This is a genomic window from Fretibacterium sp., assembly GCF_057312375.1.
Genome location: NZ_DBHLDX010000045.1, coordinates 1 through 15,348 on the forward strand (window position 1 = coordinate 1; position 15,348 = coordinate 15,348).

General features: G+C 65.4%; 16 protein-coding genes and 1 tRNA gene. 13 read left to right on the forward strand and 4 right to left on the reverse strand.

Going from position 1 to position 15,348, the window contains the following annotated elements; genetic code table 11:
• The coding region (locus tag ACO41U_RS07490; protein WP_485942833.1) for an oligopeptide/dipeptide ABC transporter ATP-binding protein at positions 1–713 on the forward strand (713 nt) is incomplete at its 5' end.
• Between the two features lie 31 nt (positions 714–744).
• Here the strand turns inward: ACO41U_RS07490 and ACO41U_RS07495 are convergent.
• Positions 745–1,644 carry a CobW family GTP-binding protein gene (locus tag ACO41U_RS07495; protein WP_485942835.1) on the reverse strand — a complete coding sequence of 300 codons (900 nt, stop codon included), beginning with the start codon at positions 1,642–1,644 and terminating at the stop codon, positions 745–747.
• Between the two features lie 175 nt (positions 1,645–1,819).
• Positions 1,820–2,875, reverse strand: coding sequence for an NAD(P)-dependent alcohol dehydrogenase (locus ACO41U_RS07500; RefSeq protein ID WP_298780539.1), 1,056 nt, complete (start codon positions 2,873–2,875; stop codon positions 1,820–1,822).
• Between the two features lie 483 nt (positions 2,876–3,358).
• On the opposite strand from ACO41U_RS07500, the gene ACO41U_RS07505 reads away from it, so the two are divergent.
• Together ACO41U_RS07505 and ACO41U_RS07510 are read left to right on the forward strand one after the other, a co-directional pair.
• On the forward strand, positions 3,359–3,676 hold the full coding sequence (locus tag ACO41U_RS07505; protein WP_485942837.1) for a nucleotidyltransferase family protein: 318 nt from the start codon (positions 3,359–3,361) through the stop codon (positions 3,674–3,676).
• Positions 3,677–3,764: 88 nt separating this feature from the next.
• Entirely contained in the window at positions 3,765–4,106 is a 342-nt protein-coding gene (locus ACO41U_RS07510; protein ID WP_366123183.1) for a ribonuclease toxin HepT-like protein, read from the forward strand.
• A 52-nt stretch (positions 4,107–4,158) separates the two neighbouring features.
• Here ACO41U_RS07510 and ACO41U_RS07515 read toward each other — a convergent pair.
• Positions 4,159–4,248, reverse strand: a tRNA-Ser gene (locus tag ACO41U_RS07515).
• Positions 4,249–4,399: 151 nt separating this feature from the next.
• On the opposite strand from ACO41U_RS07515, the gene ACO41U_RS07520 reads away from it, so the two are divergent.
• A complete protein-coding gene (locus ACO41U_RS07520; protein ID WP_485942839.1) occupies positions 4,400–5,170 on the forward strand; it encodes an ankyrin repeat domain-containing protein in 771 nt (256 codons plus the stop codon).
• A 5-nt stretch (positions 5,171–5,175) separates the two neighbouring features.
• Here ACO41U_RS07520 and ACO41U_RS07525 read toward each other — a convergent pair whose 3' ends face one another.
• Positions 5,176–6,861, reverse strand: a complete 1,686-nt coding sequence (locus tag ACO41U_RS07525; RefSeq protein ID WP_485942841.1) for an Rqc2 family fibronectin-binding protein — start codon at positions 6,859–6,861, stop codon at positions 5,176–5,178.
• 504 nt (positions 6,862–7,365) lie between these two features.
• Here ACO41U_RS07525 and fliE point away from each other — a divergent pair.
• The 9 genes from fliE to ACO41U_RS07570 all read left to right on the forward strand — a co-directional run.
• Positions 7,366–7,662, forward strand: a complete 297-nt coding sequence (gene fliE / locus ACO41U_RS07530; protein WP_485942843.1) for a flagellar hook-basal body complex protein FliE — start codon at positions 7,366–7,368, stop codon at positions 7,660–7,662.
• 12 nt (positions 7,663–7,674) lie between these two features.
• Positions 7,675–9,252 carry a flagellar basal-body MS-ring/collar protein FliF gene (fliF, locus tag ACO41U_RS07535; protein WP_485942845.1) on the forward strand — a complete coding sequence of 526 codons (1,578 nt, stop codon included), beginning with the start codon at positions 7,675–7,677 and terminating at the stop codon, positions 9,250–9,252.
• Positions 9,253–9,265: 13 nt separating this feature from the next.
• Entirely contained in the window at positions 9,266–10,291 is a 1,026-nt protein-coding gene (gene fliG, locus ACO41U_RS07540; protein ID WP_485942847.1) for a flagellar motor switch protein FliG, read from the forward strand.
• A gap of 106 nt (positions 10,292–10,397) precedes the next feature.
• Positions 10,398–11,240, forward strand: coding sequence for a FliH/SctL family protein (locus ACO41U_RS07545; protein ID WP_485942849.1), 843 nt, complete (start codon positions 10,398–10,400; stop codon positions 11,238–11,240).
• Positions 11,237–12,694, forward strand: a complete 1,458-nt coding sequence (fliI, locus tag ACO41U_RS07550; protein WP_485942851.1) for a flagellar protein export ATPase FliI — start codon at positions 11,237–11,239, stop codon at positions 12,692–12,694. Before ACO41U_RS07545 ends, fliI begins: the two co-directional genes overlap by 4 nt.
• Positions 12,695–12,709: 15 nt before the next feature.
• The gene (gene fliJ / locus ACO41U_RS07555) at positions 12,710–13,165 is read left to right on the forward strand and encodes a flagellar export protein FliJ (protein WP_485942853.1); all 456 of its coding nucleotides are present in this window, start codon (positions 12,710–12,712) and stop codon (positions 13,163–13,165) included.
• A 1-nt stretch (position 13,166) separates the two neighbouring features.
• Positions 13,167–13,721, forward strand: coding sequence for a lytic transglycosylase domain-containing protein (locus tag ACO41U_RS07560; RefSeq protein ID WP_485942855.1), 555 nt, complete (start codon positions 13,167–13,169; stop codon positions 13,719–13,721).
• Complete coding sequence (locus ACO41U_RS07565; RefSeq protein ID WP_485942857.1) at positions 13,722–14,402, forward strand: MotE family protein; 681 nt, start codon at positions 13,722–13,724, stop codon at positions 14,400–14,402.
• A gap of 107 nt (positions 14,403–14,509) precedes the next feature.
• Positions 14,510–15,348, forward strand: an 839-nt coding sequence (locus tag ACO41U_RS07570) for a hypothetical protein (protein WP_485942858.1), incomplete at its 3' end; no start/stop codon positions are given.

Consider the following 15,348-nt stretch of genomic DNA (forward strand, 5'->3'; position numbering starts at 1 on the left):
TCAAGAAGCGGGCGCAGATCGTGCTGCAGAACCCCTACGCCTCCCTGAACCCCCGGATGACCGTCGGGGACATTGTGGCGGAGGGGTTGGACGCGCACCGCCTATGCCGGGATCAAGAAGAGCGCGAGGAGCGGGTCTGCCGCCTCCTCACGCGGATGGGGCTGAGGCCGGAGTTTCGCTCCCGCTACCCCCACGAGTTCTCCGGGGGGCAGTGCCAGCGCATCGGCATCGCGCGGGCACTGGCCGTAGAGCCGGAGTTTCTGGTCTGCGACGAGCCGATCTCGGCGCTGGACGTTTCCATTCAGGCCCAGATCGTCAACCTCCTGGTGGACCTGCGAAAGGACCTGGGACTGACGTCGCTCTTCATCGCCCACGACCTGGCCGTGGTGCGCCACATCTCAGACCGCGTCGGGGTCCTGTACCTTGGAGCCTTGGTGGAGCTGGCCGAAACGGACCGGCTCTACGGAGAGCCGCTTCACCCGTACACAAGGGCCCTGCTGTCCTCCATTCCGGACGTGGACCCGGACAACCCCATGAGGGAACGCCGGGTGCGCCTGAAGGGGGAGGTGGGCAGCCCCATCGACTTTCAGTGCGGCTGTCGCTTCGCCCCGCGCTGTCCGCTGGTCGAGGAACGGTGCCGACAGTTCCGGCCTGAGCTCAGAGAGGTGTCGCCGGGGCACTTCGTGGCGTGCCACAGGGCCGACAGGGCCTGACGGACGACGGCTCGATGAAGCAGCCGCTTCCCTAGAACAGCCTCTCGTTTTGCACGAAGAGTTTGTGCAGGTATTTTTCGTTCAGGTCCGTGCCGATGATCACCATCCTCGAATCCTCCGCGGGGGCGCATGGCTCGATGGCGTAACGGTCCTTGACGAGGTCGAAAGAGGCCCATTGTCCCTGGACGGGGAAACGGCCCTTGGCCCGATAGACCGTGCCCAGGGTGCCGCGCATCAAAAACTGAAGCTTCAGCAGAAACTCGTTCATGGCGTTGACGGTGAACCCGGAATACCCGACCTGGCTCAAGTCGGGATGTCCCTCAAGCTCGGCGAAGGCGCGTTCCTCGGCACGAGGTTTTGAGAGCAGCGCCTCCCACCACTCCTGAGGCTGTTCGGAGTAATGCCGCAGGGGGATGTCCGCTCCTGCGTTCAGCCCGCGCAGTTCCGCCGCGACGGCGGTGACGTGCTCCGGAGGGGAGTTTTCGGCCTTGGAGATCAAGAGCGTTCCCGCGTTGCGGATCTGGTCGGCGTAAAAAGCGTCAAATGTCTTCAGGTACTCGTCGAAGCAGTGGACATCCACCAGGGTGACGGGGCTCAGGAGCTCGATGCGCTCGTAGGCGATCCTGCCGATGTTCTCCAGGACGGCGCTCAACAAGCCTACCCCGGTCGGCTCGACGATCAGAAATTCCGGGGATAGCGCGTTGGAGATCGTCAGGACGGATGCCGCGAAGTCGGACTTGACGGAACAGCAGATGCACCCCTCCGTCAGCTCCCAGACCGAAACGTCTTCCTTCAGTCGTCCGCCGTCCACGCCGAGGTTGGCGTATTCGTTCTCCAGGACGACGAAGTCCCTTCGGGTGCGTCGCACCAGCTCCTTGATGAAGCGAGTTTTGCCGGCGCCGAGAAAACCGGATATCACCAATACTTTCATAAACGACCTCCTTAAGTGGCTGCGGGCTTTGCCGTAAGGGGGCGGCCGCAGGACGGCCGCCCCCGAACGAGGAGAACTGCTCTCCCCTCCGCTTGCGTCAATGAAAAAGATGTTAGGCCCGCCCCGTCCCGCACGGGGAAATGGGGTCGGCCTCTGACGCAGCTTGCGAGTTGGCTCAGAGCAAGACGACCGGCTTGATCAGGTCCTTCGGCTTCTCCTTCATCAGGTAGAGCGCTTCTTCGACGTGCTCGAAGCCCTTGAAGGGGTGGGTGATCAACGGGGAGAGGTCTAGCTTGCCGACCGATACCAGGCGGGACAGTTTCTCCATCCTCAGCCGGCCGCCCGGCATCAGCCCGCCGTTGATGGCCTTGTGCCCCATACCGACGCCCCACTCCAGGCGCGGGATGTCGATCGTCGCGCCCGATCCCAGATAGTTCACGTTCCCGATCTTGCCGCCGGCCTTCAGCGACTTGACCGCTTCCGCGAAGGTATCGACGGTTCCGCCTGCGATGATGACCTTGTCCACGCCTCTGCCCCCGGTCAGCTTGAGCGCCTGTTCGCTGATCGTCCCGCCCTTGTAGTCGATGAAGTCCGTGGCTCCATAGAACTTGGCGGCCTCGATGCACACGGGACGGGTCCCCACGGCATAGATGCGTGAGGCTCCGCGCAGGTTTGCCCCCGCCACGGCCATCAGGCCGACCGGTCCGATCCCGATGACCAGGACCTCATCGCCATATTGGACGTCGGCGAGCTCGGCGCCATGGAACCCCGTGGGCACCATATCCGAGAGCATGGGAGCCACCTTGAGGTCGATGTTCTCCGGAAGGAGCGCCAGGTTCCCATCCGGATCGTTGACGTGGAAGAACTCTCCGAACAGGCCATCCTTGACGTTGGAGAACTTCCATCCGTTGAGCATCCCGTGCGAGTGCATGGAATAGCCTCCCTGGGCCTCCAGGGAGTTCCAGTCCGGGGTGATGGCGGGGACGATGACCTTGTCGCCCGGCTTGAAGTCCTTGACCAGCTCTCCGACCTCCACGATCTCTCCGGTGCCCTCGTGCCCCAAGATCATGTTGTGACGCTCTCCGACGGCGCCCTCCCAAACGGTATGGACGTCCGAGGTGCACGGCGCGAGAGCCAGGGGACGACAAATCGCGTCCATAGGGCCGCACTTCGGACGATCCTTTTCGATCCACCCCACACTGCCGATCTTCAGCATCGCAAAACCCTTCATCAATTCTTCCTCCTCGAAAAAACGAATTTTGAAACGTAAAAATCAAACTGCCTGAGGTTCAACAAAACAAAGTCACTCTCCACTCCGGGGACTGCATCCCCATTTGGAGCCTGTGGCCGGTAAAGCTTATCTTTTTAATGAAGACTATTTTAATATACAATTAAAGCGCGTCAAGGAAGTAAAAAGCCTGAGGTCATGGGCTTAAGACGTATCAAGGGCAGCCTGGGCGCGCTTTTTTGGTGTGGTCAGTGATTTTCGACAATACAGAAGTTCGTTTAATTTGCACAATGGCAGCGCGCTATTCTTCGCAGAAACATTGTGATTGTTGCTGTTGATCGCGCTGTCACTGTGACCTGGATCACTTATTGATGCCATGCTTTGGCTGCCTTCAAGAGGCAAATTGAAAAATTTTGATCCAGGAAGCCTCATTTTAGGGTATGGTATTATAAATTCACTGGAGAATGGCATTGGGAGGTGGGCACGGTGCTGAACGATACAAGCTTAGCCTTCATTCGTTCCGTTGCCAAGGAATACGGTGCCGCTCGCATCTTGCTCTTCGGCTCCTGCTTGACAGGGCCGGAAGATGAGGCCAAGGACATCGACCTCGCCGTGGAAGGGTTGTCCCTGAAGGACTATCATGTCTTCTGGGATCGTCTTCTGTGGGCCGACGAACTCGGCGGAAAGCCGGTTGACGTCATCCGGGTTGAGGACAACGGTTTCCTTGTTCCGATCATCCTTGACGAAGGGGCGGAGATCTATGCTGACCGAGAGCCACAAAAAATCGCTCTGCATCGTGTTTGAGAAAAGCCGCCGAACCGTTTCAGAACTCCAAACGGCCTTTCAAGACATCCCTGCCCCTTGGAGCCTGACGGTGTGTGCAGGAGTGGGAATGCTCCTTGGCGACCTTTACATGAGCGTCGAGAACGTCCTGCGGCTTTTCATCGAGGGCGTGTACAAGGAGAAGATCGCCAAGGACGACTCCTGGCACAAGCGTCTTGTCGAGGCGGGAAACGCGAAGGGCTTGCTTCCGCCGGATATCGAGCCCACCCTGAGCGGCATGAGGCGTTTTCGTCACCGACTGACCCACGGCTACGGGGTTGAGATGGACGAGGCTTTGCTTCGGGAGAACATCCCCGAGGCGATAAGGGCCTACGAGAAGGTGGAAACGCACATCAAATCCCTGTTCCCAGAGCTGAATGGATGGCATGCGGTGGAGGATAGTTCAGAGTAGAAGGGTAAACAAAAGGCCGGTCATGGACCGGCCTTTTTAATTTCGATATAAATGGCGGAGAAGGTGAGATTCGAACTCACGGAACGGCAAGCCGCTCAGTTGATTTCGAGTCAACCGCCTTCGACCACTCGGCCACTTCTCCGCACACAACTCTGTCATTATATCGGAGTTTGAAACGTTGTCAAATTTTTTTGGGTCGGATGGGGTGGTGGCTCGATTTTTCGCCGGCAGTCTGCCATAATAGGGCGCAGGGCGAGGCCGGTCGGCCTGCATCCTGCGAGGGGGTGTCGTCTGTGGTGAGGCGTTTTGTGGCGAGGTTCTTCGGCGGCGCGCTGGCGGCTTTCCTGCTCCTTTCTCCGGCGCGCGGCGCGGAGCTGGCCGAGCTCTGCGCCCTGGGGGACGTTCAGGCCGTCCGTGAGGCCCTGGAGGCAGGAGAGCGCGTCGCAGGACGCGACGAGCGGGGGCGGACCCCTCTCTACTGCACCGTCGCGGCCGGGGTGCGCGTGCCGCTCTCCACGCACCTTGAGGTGGTGCGGCTGCTGCTCCTTCACGGTGCGGAGGCGGATGCCGCGGACGGGGAGGGGCGCACGCCCCTCACCCTATCGCTGGAGAAGGGCGGCGCCTTCGCCGGGCTCACGGAGCTCCTGCTGGACTTCGGCGCCGACCCCAACGGCCCGGCCAGCGGCAGAACTCCTCTGCACCTGGCGGCGGAGTGCGGGTCGGCCCGGCAGGTCGAGCTCCTTCTGGAGCGCGGGGCAAACCCCCTGGCCAAGGACGGCGAGGGGCGATCCGCTCTGATGTCCGCGCTCCTAGCGGAGGATGGTGGACTGGAGAAGGTGCGCCTGCTGCTGGACGCTGGATCGGACGTCAACGCGCGATGTCCCCTATGGGGAGATGAGGGCGTCACCCCCCTGATGGCGGCCGCGGCCCTCGCCCCGCCGGAGCTCGTCGCCCTTCTGCTGGAGCGAGGCGCCCTGATGGGGCTCAGGAGCGCGTCGAGCCTGCGCGCCCTGGATTTCGCCCGCCTGGCAGGGCGGGAGGCGAACGTCCCGCTGCTGCGCTGAGGCGCCTAGTTTCCCTCAGGCTTTGCCGGCAGCCCTCCCTCGACGCGGGGCGCGGCGCGCAGGGTGCCGGGGTTCGTGTAGGTCACGAGGGCGATGGTCCCCGGAACGGAGCGGACGTGTCGCCGCTCCGTGTAGTCGATGGGGACGGAGCCGGCGTTCCTGCCCTTTGAGTGCGCCGCAGCCAGGGAGGCCGCGAACTCCAGCACGGCCCGGTACTCGCCCTCCAGAGCCGCGCGGTCGCGGGCGCCCCGGATGATGACGTGGGAGCCGGGCAGCTCGTGGGCGTGCATCCAGATGTCCTCCGGCCGGGCCTGCTTGAAGGTGACGTAGCGGTTGCCGCGCGCCGAGAGCCCCACCAGAACGGTCAGCCCCTCGACGGCAAAGCTCAGGAAGGGCGGAGTTCGTTCGCCCCCTTTCCCTTTTTTCCCCTTTTTCTTTGCGGCATCCTGCCTCTTGTCCTCCGGGGCCAGCCACTCCTCGATGTCCCGAAGAGCATCCTCAAAGGCCTCCGGGTCGTCGATGGCTTCCAGAAGGTCGTGCTGCTCCAGGATCTCGCTGATGGCACTCTCCTGAGCCCGCAGCTCCTCCCGAATGGCGGCAGGGTCGCCCTTGCCCTTGCGGTACCTTTTGAAGTACCGTTCGGCGTTACGCGAGGGCGACAGGCGCGCGTCCAGCGCGATGGTGAGCCGTTCCCCCTCCCACGTCGTGAGGGTCACCTCCTCGGCCCCTGCGGGGACCTCCGCGAGGTGGGCCAGGAGCACCTCTCCCTTTCGCCGGAGGCCCTCCGCCTCCGCGCAGTTTTTGAGCTGCTTGCGAAGGCCGTCCAGGCGACGTTCCCGCGCCTTCACCGCACGCTTCAGCCGCTGGTCCAGCTCGTGGAGCAGACGGTCCCGCCCCCGCCGCATCATGGGGGCCAGCACGCCACGGGCAGCCGCTTGCAGGGGATCGTCGCCCAGGGGCTCGGCCTCAGGGAGGAGGATGCCGAAGCGCGTCACGTAGTTCTTCGCGGTGACCTGGCAGGGGAGCGGCGCGTCCGTGACGGCGTCCTGAAGGGCGGAGAGCCAGGTGGAGGGGTCCCGCTCCTCCCAGTGGGACTGGACGAGGCGCGTCAGGGGGCGGCCGATGCCCGCAAGGTCGGGGACGTCCGAAAAGGCGAGAGAGGAGAGGGATGATGGCAGGGGGCCGCCGAAGGCCGGAGGCGGCGCGTAACTGTGACCGGGCAGGAGCGTCCGGTAGTGGTTCCGGTCCGGAGCGGAGTGCCGCGCGGCCTCCTCGATCCTGCGGTCCTCGTCCAGCAGCAGCAGGTTCCCCACGGGCTCCGTCGCCTCCAGGACGAGGTAGTAGCCAATCGCCGTCCCCGCGGCCACGCGGCGGCGGATATGGAACTCAAGGATCCGGTCGTCGTTGATCTGGCGCACGGCGACGATGTCCCCGCGGACCGCGCGGCTCTTCAGCGCCTCGGCGATGGGCGCGCGGGCTGGCGCGCCCTTTTTCAGGGCCGCCGTTTCCCCGCTGCCCGCCAGGCAGCAGCCCGCGGCCCCTGCCCCCCACGACAGGAGGAGCCACAGGTCCCCGTAGGACACCTTCAGGGCGGCCCAGGACTCTCCCCCCTCCACCCTGGCCACGCGCCAGGGGAGCTTCGTGCTGATGGCGGCCCTGAGGCCGCGGATGAACTCCGGTCCAAATGCCATTGGTCCAACCTCCGCCCGTATCGTAAAATCTTTGCGAGGGGCCTGGCGCCGTCTGCGGCGCGGCCTTTTGAGGAACGTCTGGGCCACGCAGGCCTCGCGTTGGCTATTTCAATTCATTCCACAGTATATTACAATAAGTAATGATCGTGCGCAGGGACGAAGGGGATTTCGAGGCGGGGAATTTTTGTTCGGGCTTCCACGCGATACGTATTTCATGGTATGCTATACGAAAAGCCCCAAGGATGGGTGCAGGATTGCCGCATTGGGCAGGTCACGACGCAGAAGCCGGGAGGCGAGGTCCGAACCTTTGCCCAGGTCGAGGGCGGCGTGCAGGAGGCGACGAAGCCCCTCTGATGCGGAGGGCGCGAGCGCAGGGCGCTCCCGCACCTTGAGAATGGCCTGGCATCGCCGCCGTTTTCAAGAGGAGCTCCTATGCCGAAATAAAGCGGAGATATCTGACTGGAGGGCTTGAAATTGGATCGCCTGGTATTGGACTTATCTCAAGTGAAGGTTGAAAGAATAGAGGAAAAGCCGACGCCGGCAGCACGGCGAATCTTCACTGAGGCGCCGGAGGCGCCCGAAGTTTCATTTGACGATATGCTCTCCGCTTCGATACGAAAGGTGAACTCGCTTCAGCTTGAGGCCGACGACAAGGTGCGCAGGCTGGCCATCGGCGAGGTGGCGGACATCTCCGAGGTGGTCCTTGCCTCTTCGCGTGCCGAGGTTTCTCTGAAGCTCCTCATGGAGCTGCGCAATAAGCTGGTGGACGCCTACCAGTCCCTCTCCAGGATATCGGGTTAGCACTGATCGATTATGGACACGGTACGACGCTGGGTTGCCGCTTTCTTAGGCTTCTGGGCCTCCCTGAAGCTGTGGCAGCGCGCCTCCCTGTTTTTATCGACCTTTTTTGTCCTTACCGCCATAGGCCTCATGCTCTTCGTGGCGGGCCGCACCAACTATGAACCGCTCTTTGCGGGGCTTGACGTTTCGGATCAGGCGGCGATTGTGGACTACCTTAAGGAGAACAATATCCCCTACCGCCTGGACCCGTCGGCGAACGCGATCCTCCTGCCCAACTCAAGCGTCTACGAAACGCGGCTGTCCCTGGCGCAGCAGGGGTTGCCCAGGGGCGGCAGCACGGGCTTCGAGCTCTTCGACGACGCGAAGATGGGCATGAGCGAGTTCCAGCAGAAGGTCGCCTACGGCCGCGCCATCGAGGGGGAGCTGGAGCGCACGATCGCCCGCATGGACCAGGTGGACTCGGCGCGGGTCAGCGTGGCCATTCCGGAGAAGACCCTCTACCTTCGGGAGCAGCAGTCGACGACGGCCTCCGTGCTCCTGCGGCTGAGGCCTGGAGCCTCTCTCGGCCCCAACCACGTGAAGGCCATCATCCACCTGGTTTCCCACAGCGTGAACGGCCTGAAGCCGGAGGACGTGACTGTCGTGGACACGGGCGGGCACACCCTGTCCGACATGGTGGCGGACTCCATGTTCATCTACTCCCAGGACGGTGCCGTCAACTCCGTGACCTCCCTCCAGCGGGAGCTGGAGCGGCAGCAGGAGCGCGAACTTGAGGCGAAGGCGCGCAACATGCTGGAGCAGGTCTTCGGGCCGGGCACGGCGGTGGTGAAGGTGAAGCTGGACCTGGACTTCGACCGGCGCTCCAACTCGCGGGTGGACTACCTTCCTCTGGGGCCGGACAACCCGATGGGGATCCCCCGCAGCACGGAGAAGGGCGAGGAAACCTACACCGGTACGGGACAGCCCGTGACGGGGACGCCGGGGACGACGACGAACATCCCAGGCTACGCCGTCAACACCCAGAACGTCAACAGCGACTACAGCAAGTCGAACGCGACGACGAACTACGAGATCACGACGCACAAGAGCGATCAGGTCGTCACGCCGGGGGGCATCCGGCGCCTGTCGGCCTCCGTTCTCGTGGACGCGGAGAACTTGGACGATGAGGGTCTGAGAACCCTGCGCGAGATCGTATCGGGGGCCATCGGATTCAACGAGGCGCGGGGCGATAGCCTGGTCGTGCGGGCGATGAAGTTCTCCACCGCCTTCGCCGACGCCATGGCGGCCGAGATGAGGCAGGAGAGGGTCATGCGCTACGCCTCTGGCTCCGTCGCCGCCCTGGTCATGCTGGGCCTGCTGACGGCCCTGATCCTCTGGCGGCTGCGGAAGCGCCGCGCCCGCATGGCCGTCATGGAGGCGACGGAGGAGGGACGGAAGGTGCCCACCATTCAGGAGATGCTGACGTCGCCGGACCTGTTGGCCTTCCAGGGCGAGCTCGCCGTGATCGAGGAGCAGTTGAAGGCCTATGCCAAGAACAACCCCGGAGAGGTCGCAAACCTGGTCAACGAGTGGCTGGCTTCCGACGAGTAAAGGAGTCCCTTAAATGCCTAAGTCAAACAGCGCCGCGCCGGGCGGCGTTTCCAGCAGAGAGAAGATCGCGGTCCTCATGGTTTCTCTGGGCAACGAGGTCGCCGCGGAGGTCTACAAGAAACTGGATGACCCCACGATCGAGCTCATCACCCTTGAGATAGCCAACCTGCGCAAGGTGTCGCCTGAGATCAAGCTTCAGGTGCTGAAGGACGCGCAGGAGGTGCTGATGGCCCGCGAGTTCATGGCCAGGGGCGGCGTGGACTACGCGCGGGACGTCTTGGAGCGCGCGCTGGGGCCGGAGAGGGCTCAGAACCTCCTGGCCCGCATCACGGCCAGCCTGCAGGTGCGCCCCTTCGACTTCATGAGGCACACGGACGCTCAACAGATACTGAGCTTCATCCAGGGCGAGCACCCTCAGACCATTGCCCTGATCCTGTCCTACCTGGACCCGTCCCAGGCCGCCATGATCCTGAGCGGGCTGTCCCCGAACCTGCAGGCGGAGGTGGCCAAGCGCATCGCCCGCATGGACCGTATCACACCCGAGGTGCTGAGGGAGGTGGAGCGCGTGCTGGAGCGCAAACTGAGCACGGTGATGGGACAGGACTTCACGATGGCGGGCGGCATCGACGCGGTGGTGTCCCTCATCAACAGCGCGGACCGCACCACGGAGCGCAACATCATGGAGTACCTGGAGGAGAACGACCCCGAGCTGGCGGAGGAGATCAAGAAGCGCCTGTTCGTGTTCGAGGACATCCTGCGCCTGGACGACCGGGCGCTGCAGCGCATCATGCGCGAGGTGGACATGAAGGACCTCAGCCTGGCCCTCAAGGGCGCGACGGAGGAGCTCAAGGCGAAGTTCTTCAAGAACATGTCGAAGCGCGCGGCGGAGATGCTGAAGGAGGACATGGACTACATGGGGCCGGTTCGGGTCAAGGACGTGGAGGAGGCCCAGCAGAAGGTGGTCAACGTCGTCCGCGGACTGGAGGAGCAGGGCGAGATCGTCATCGCCACGGGCGGAGAGGACGAGCTCGTTGTCTAGGGCGCCTCAGCGGGTCCTGCGAGCGGTCCGCCTCCTTCCGGAAGCCGTCAAAATCGGTATCGAGCCGGAGCCTGCTCTTTCTCCCCAGCCGGAGGAAGAGCAGGATTTGCATGAGAGGGAGCCGAACCCGTCCGCGGATGAGGCGGTGGAGCCAGTGTCCGAGGGGCCGGACCCGGAGCTGTTGAGGCGGATCGAGGAGCTCCAGGCCGAGCTGGGGTCGGCGCGGGCGCAGCTGGCGGAGGCGTCGGAGGCCAGGGGCCGCCTGGAGTCCGAGATCGACGGCGTCAGGGCGGATTGTGACCGGCGCCGAAGGGAGCTGGAGGAGGGGGCCGCTGCGGCGGCGCAAGAGGCCGCCCGCGAGGCGCAGGAGCGCGGGCGCCGGGAGGGCTGGGACAAGGGGCACGACGAGGGGCTTGCGGCCGCGCGGGCCGAGGTGGAGAAGCAGTACCTGGACAAGTTCTCCGCGCTGACGGACTCCCTGGAGGGGATCCGACAGGGCCTGGAGGGGAGCTTTGCGGAGCTCGTGGCCCTCAACCAGCCGCGCCTGCTGCGCCTGTGGCAGGAGATGCTGGGGCGAATGCTGCGGCGCCGGGTGGAGCTGGACCCCGACGCGGTGGGGGCCATCCTGACGGACCTGCTCCCCCGCCTGAGCGACAAGAATCAGGTCGTCATCTACGTTTCTCCGGAGGACCACGCCCGCCTCGAGACCGACGTGGACACGAGGTTTCAGGAGGCCCTGCGCGGCGTGCGCCGTCTGGAGCTGAAGGCGGATGCCAACGTGGACCGGGGGAGCTGCATCGTGGAAACGTCCCTGGGCGTCTACGACGCGCGGTGGCGGACGCAATTGGAGCAGGTGGGCGGCATCGTGGACGATATCCTGCAGCAGGTCGCCAAGGGCCCAGGAGGCCGGCAGGGAGCCCAGGGCACGGCCGGAGGTGAGGGGCAGTGAGCGGGGCCGACGGCGCAGCGGCCGGGACCGATCTCCTCGCCGTCCTGGAGGCGGACCTTCGTCAGGCGCAGCTGGTGAAGGTCAACGGTCGGGTGGTGCAGGTGGTGGGCCTGGTGGCGGAGTCCCAGGGGCCGGACGTCCGGGTGGGCGACCTGTGCCACATCTGTTTTCGAAACGGGTCCAGCGCGCTGAACGCCGAGGTGGTGGGCTTTCGGGAGGACCGCGTCCTCCTGATGCCCTTGGGGAACCTGCAGGAGGTGGGGCCCGGATGCGACGTGGTGTCCACCAACCGGCCCCTTGAGGTTCCCGTGGGGCCGGCGCTCCTGGGGCGCGTCCTGGATGGGTTGGGACAGCCCATCGACGACCGGGGGCCCGTCGTCGCAAAGGACTTCTACCCCCTCCATGCGATGCCGCCCCACCCCCTGAAGCGCCAGATGGTGGATCGGCCCCTCTCCGTGGGGGTCCGCGTGATCGACGGGATGCTGACGCTGGGCATGGGGCAGCGAATCGGCATCTTTGCGGGGTCTGGCGTGGGCAAGAGCACGCTCCTGGGCATGATGGCCCGCTACACGACGGCGGACGTCAACGTCATCTCTCTGGTGGGGGAGCGCGGCCGGGAGGTGCGGGAGTTTATCGAGCGCGACCTGGGGCCGGAGGGGGCGGCGCGGTCCGTGCTGGTGGTGGCGACGTCGGACCAGCCTCCGCTCATCCGCCTCAAGGCAGCCATGACCGCCACGGCGATCGCGGAGTACTTTCGGGACGCGGGCAAGAACGTCCTCCTGATGATGGACTCCGTGACCCGCGTCGCCCGCGCGCAGAGGGAGATCGGGCTGGCGATCGGAGAGCCCCCGGCGACGAGGGGTTACACTCCCTCCGTGTTCGAGCTGCTGCCCCGGCTCCTGGAGCGCGCCGGCGCGGGGGAGCGGGGGAGCATCACGGGGATATACACCGTCCTGGTGGAGGGCGACGACATGAACGAGCCGGTGGCCGACACGGTGCGCGGCGTCCTGGACGGGCACGTGGTGCTGTCCCGCCGCATCGCCGCACGGAACTTCTACCCCGCCGTGAGCGTGCTGGAGAGCGTCAGCCGGGTCATGCCCTCCATCGTGTCCCGCGAGCACATGGAGGCGGCGGGCCGCATCCGGGACCTTCTGGCCACCTACGCGGAGTCGGAGGACCTCATCAACATCGGCGCCTACAAGGCGGGCTCCAACCTGCGCGTGGACTGGGCCCTGGAGCACTTGGAGAGCGTTCGGAGCTTCCTGTCCCAGCGCGTGGAGGAGCGGTCCTCCTTCGAGGAGACGGATCGCCTGATGCTCGCGCTGGCGCCGCGCCCCGACCCGTCCGCCCCGCCCCAGCAGGCCCAGCAGGAAGCGCAGAAGGAGGAGGCTCCGCGCCGGAGCGGAGCCCGCTTTGCCTCTCCTGTTTCCTCCTCGGTTCCTTATGAGGATTAATGGAGGTTTTGAGAGATGAACCAGCGTATTCAGAGGTTTGACCGCATCCTGAAGCTCCGGGAGGACGGCCGCCGGGCCGAGCAGGTCACCCTGGCGGCGGAGCGCCGGGAGGAGAGGGGCGTCATGGACCGCCTGTCGGCCCTTGAAGGGGAGAGGGCCGAGGCCATCGCGGAGTTCCGCGGCGGTGGCGAGAGGGTGACGAACGGCACGGACCTCTGGTTTCAGCGGCAGTTCATCGACGTCATCAACACGAACATCGACAAGGGCAGGCAGTCCCTGCAGGACGTCCGGCAGAGGATCCTGGGCACGGAGGCCCGGCTCGTGGAGCGCCACAAGGACGTGCGCATCATGGAAACCTACGTGGACCGCCTGAGGACGGCGGACTTCAAGGAGAGGCTCGACGCGGAACAGCTGGAGCTGGACGACGTGGCCACGCTGCACTGTGCGCGGGACAAGAGGGGAGGAAGATGACGTGATCGGACCCAATCTGGCTGGGGTCAATCGGGTGTTGAGCCGTATCGAGGAGATCGTGCAGCGCTCCATGCCCGACGTGCCGACCCAGGGGAACGCAAGGGATCGCTTCATCGACGTGCTGGACGAGGTCAGTCAGAGCCCAAGGCCCAGGGCCTCCGGCCGAACGTCCTACGAGGAGCTTCAGCCCGTGATCGATCGGTGCGCGGCGGACTACAACGTCGACTCCGAGATGATCCGCGCGATGATCGAGGTGGAGTCCGGCTGGAACGCGGACGCGGTGTCCGGGAAGGGCGCTCAGGGGCTGATGCAGCTGATGCCGCGAACGGCGGCCATGCTGGGCGTGTCCGACCCCTTCGACCCGGAGCAGAACATCGAGGGAGGAGTTAAATACATCTCCGACCTGACCGATAAATATAAGGGCGACGTCGAGCGAGCCCTTGCGGCCTACAACGCGGGGTCCGCCCGCGTGGATTCGGGAAATACCCCTTCCGCGACGGGCCGTTACGTCAAAAACGTGATGGCCCTGTACCATCGCTATCGGGAGGAGAGCTAAATGGCTGAGGAACGCACGCCCGCTACCGACGCCGGCCAGGCGGAGGAGAGGGAGGCCGCTCCGGCGGCGCCAAAGCCAGTCCAAAAGAGGCGGAGCAGCAAGTTCTCCTGGTTCCTGTGGCTTCTTCTCCTGGGGATCGGCGGGGCGGTGGGGCTTCATCTCAGCGGAATGTGGGATGGACGTCCCCTCTTCTGGAACGTCGTCCCCAAGATACCCTATGCAGGCCCCGCCCTGGCGGAGTTCTTCGAGGTCCCGAAGGAGTACACCCTGACGGCTGGCGAACGGCGGGCCCTGGAGCTTAGGGAGTGGCAGAGGCGCCTGGACGAGCGGGAGCGCTCCCTGGACGACCGGAGCGCGGCGCTGGAAGCCCTGTCGGGCGACCTGGCGGCCCGCCTCGCAGAGGTAGCGGCTCGGCAGGAGAGCCTCGACGCAGCCAGCCGTGACGTCGCCAGCGGGACTGAGGCGACGCCGGCCGAGAAGGAGCTCATCAAGCAGATATCCAGGACGTACCAGGACATGTCGGCCCGCAACGCGGCCGCCGTGGTGGAACACCTGCGGGACCCGTTGGCGGTGGAGCTCCTGATGACGCTGCCGAACGAGGCGAGGGCCTCGATTCTGGGGAAGATGAACCCTCAGAAGGCGGCCCGGCTGACGGAGCTCATGTCGCGCCCCCAGCCCTGACGAGCGACAGGGGCAGCGGCCGTGTCCCCCTTTGGGTTGTGCCGGCCCTTTTTGAAAATTTCCGTGGAGCGCCTGCGGACGCTTCCCGGCGAGAGGACGTGAAGACGATGGCGGAAGTGCTCCCCTATATGCAGGTCAACATCCCGGCTCCCCGCGGAGGGGCGGGAAGGGACGCCCGCGGCTCTGCCTCACCGAAGGAAGGGGCGGAGCCCTTATCCTTTGAGGGCCTGATGGCGGAGTGCTCCGCATCTCAGGAGCCCGGTGGGGCCGCGCCGGAGGCGCGGAGATACCCCGCGCTGGAGCAGGTCTATTCCGCGATGCAGGGGAGCCTCTTCCCCTTCGGCAAGCCAGTGCTGGACCTCCTGGCCTCCATGGCGGAGGACCTGCAGACGAGCGCGCCGGAGGTGCTGGACCTGGCCGAGGACGCGGCGGCTGGCCTGCTGGACCGGCTGAGCGCGGAGGATCGGGAGCGCCTGAAGGCTCTCCTCTCGCGGATGGATGAGGGCGGGGCTTCAAACCTGAGGCAGCGCCTCCTGGCGGCGCTCCGTGGCGCGAAGGGCGCCGCGGCCCGCATGAGGGAGGCCTATAGCGTGCTGCTGCAGGCGCTGGATGGCGGGGCGGAGGGAGCGGCGGACGCTGCCCCGGAGGTCCCGACGCAGGAAGCGCCCCAGCCGGTGGAGGAAGGGCGGGACGAGCCGGGCGCCCCCTTCGCTCTGCACCCTGAAGGGCCGGAGGCCCCCGACGCTGTCCCAGTCCCCGCGCCCCGTCCCGAAGGGGCGACGGAGCCCGACGAGGGGCTGGAGAAGCCAGGTGCGGCGGGTGAGGAAGGACAAACGGTCGTGCCCCCGGAGCCGGCGGCCGCTCGGCTGCTCGGCGCCGATGGAGCAGGGGTGCAGGCGTCGGGGATGGACGTCCTCCTTCGGGCTCGCCCCCGCCGCGGGGGCGC

Bases quoted from the DNA above. Each gene is read 5' to 3' on its own strand.
- ACO41U_RS07495 (WP_485942835.1), bottom strand. From the start codon at position 1,644: ATGAAAGTATTGGTGATATCCGGTTTTCTCGGCGCCGGCAAAACTCGC.
- fliJ (WP_485942853.1), top strand. From the start codon at position 12,710: ATGAACCAGCGTATTCAGAGGTTTGACCGCATCCTGAAGCTCCGGGAG.
- ACO41U_RS07500 (WP_298780539.1), bottom strand. From the start codon at position 2,875: ATGAAGGGTTTTGCGATGCTGAAGATCGGCAGTGTGGGGTGGATCGAA.
- ACO41U_RS07510 (WP_366123183.1), top strand. From the start codon at position 3,765: ATGCTCCTTGGCGACCTTTACATGAGCGTCGAGAACGTCCTGCGGCTT.
- ACO41U_RS07525 (WP_485942841.1), bottom strand. From the start codon at position 6,861: ATGGCATTTGGACCGGAGTTCATCCGCGGCCTCAGGGCCGCCATCAGC.
- fliF (WP_485942845.1), top strand. From the start codon at position 7,675: ATGGACACGGTACGACGCTGGGTTGCCGCTTTCTTAGGCTTCTGGGCC.
- fliG (WP_485942847.1), top strand. From the start codon at position 9,266: ATGCCTAAGTCAAACAGCGCCGCGCCGGGCGGCGTTTCCAGCAGAGAG.
- ACO41U_RS07565 (WP_485942857.1), top strand. From the start codon at position 13,722: ATGGCTGAGGAACGCACGCCCGCTACCGACGCCGGCCAGGCGGAGGAG.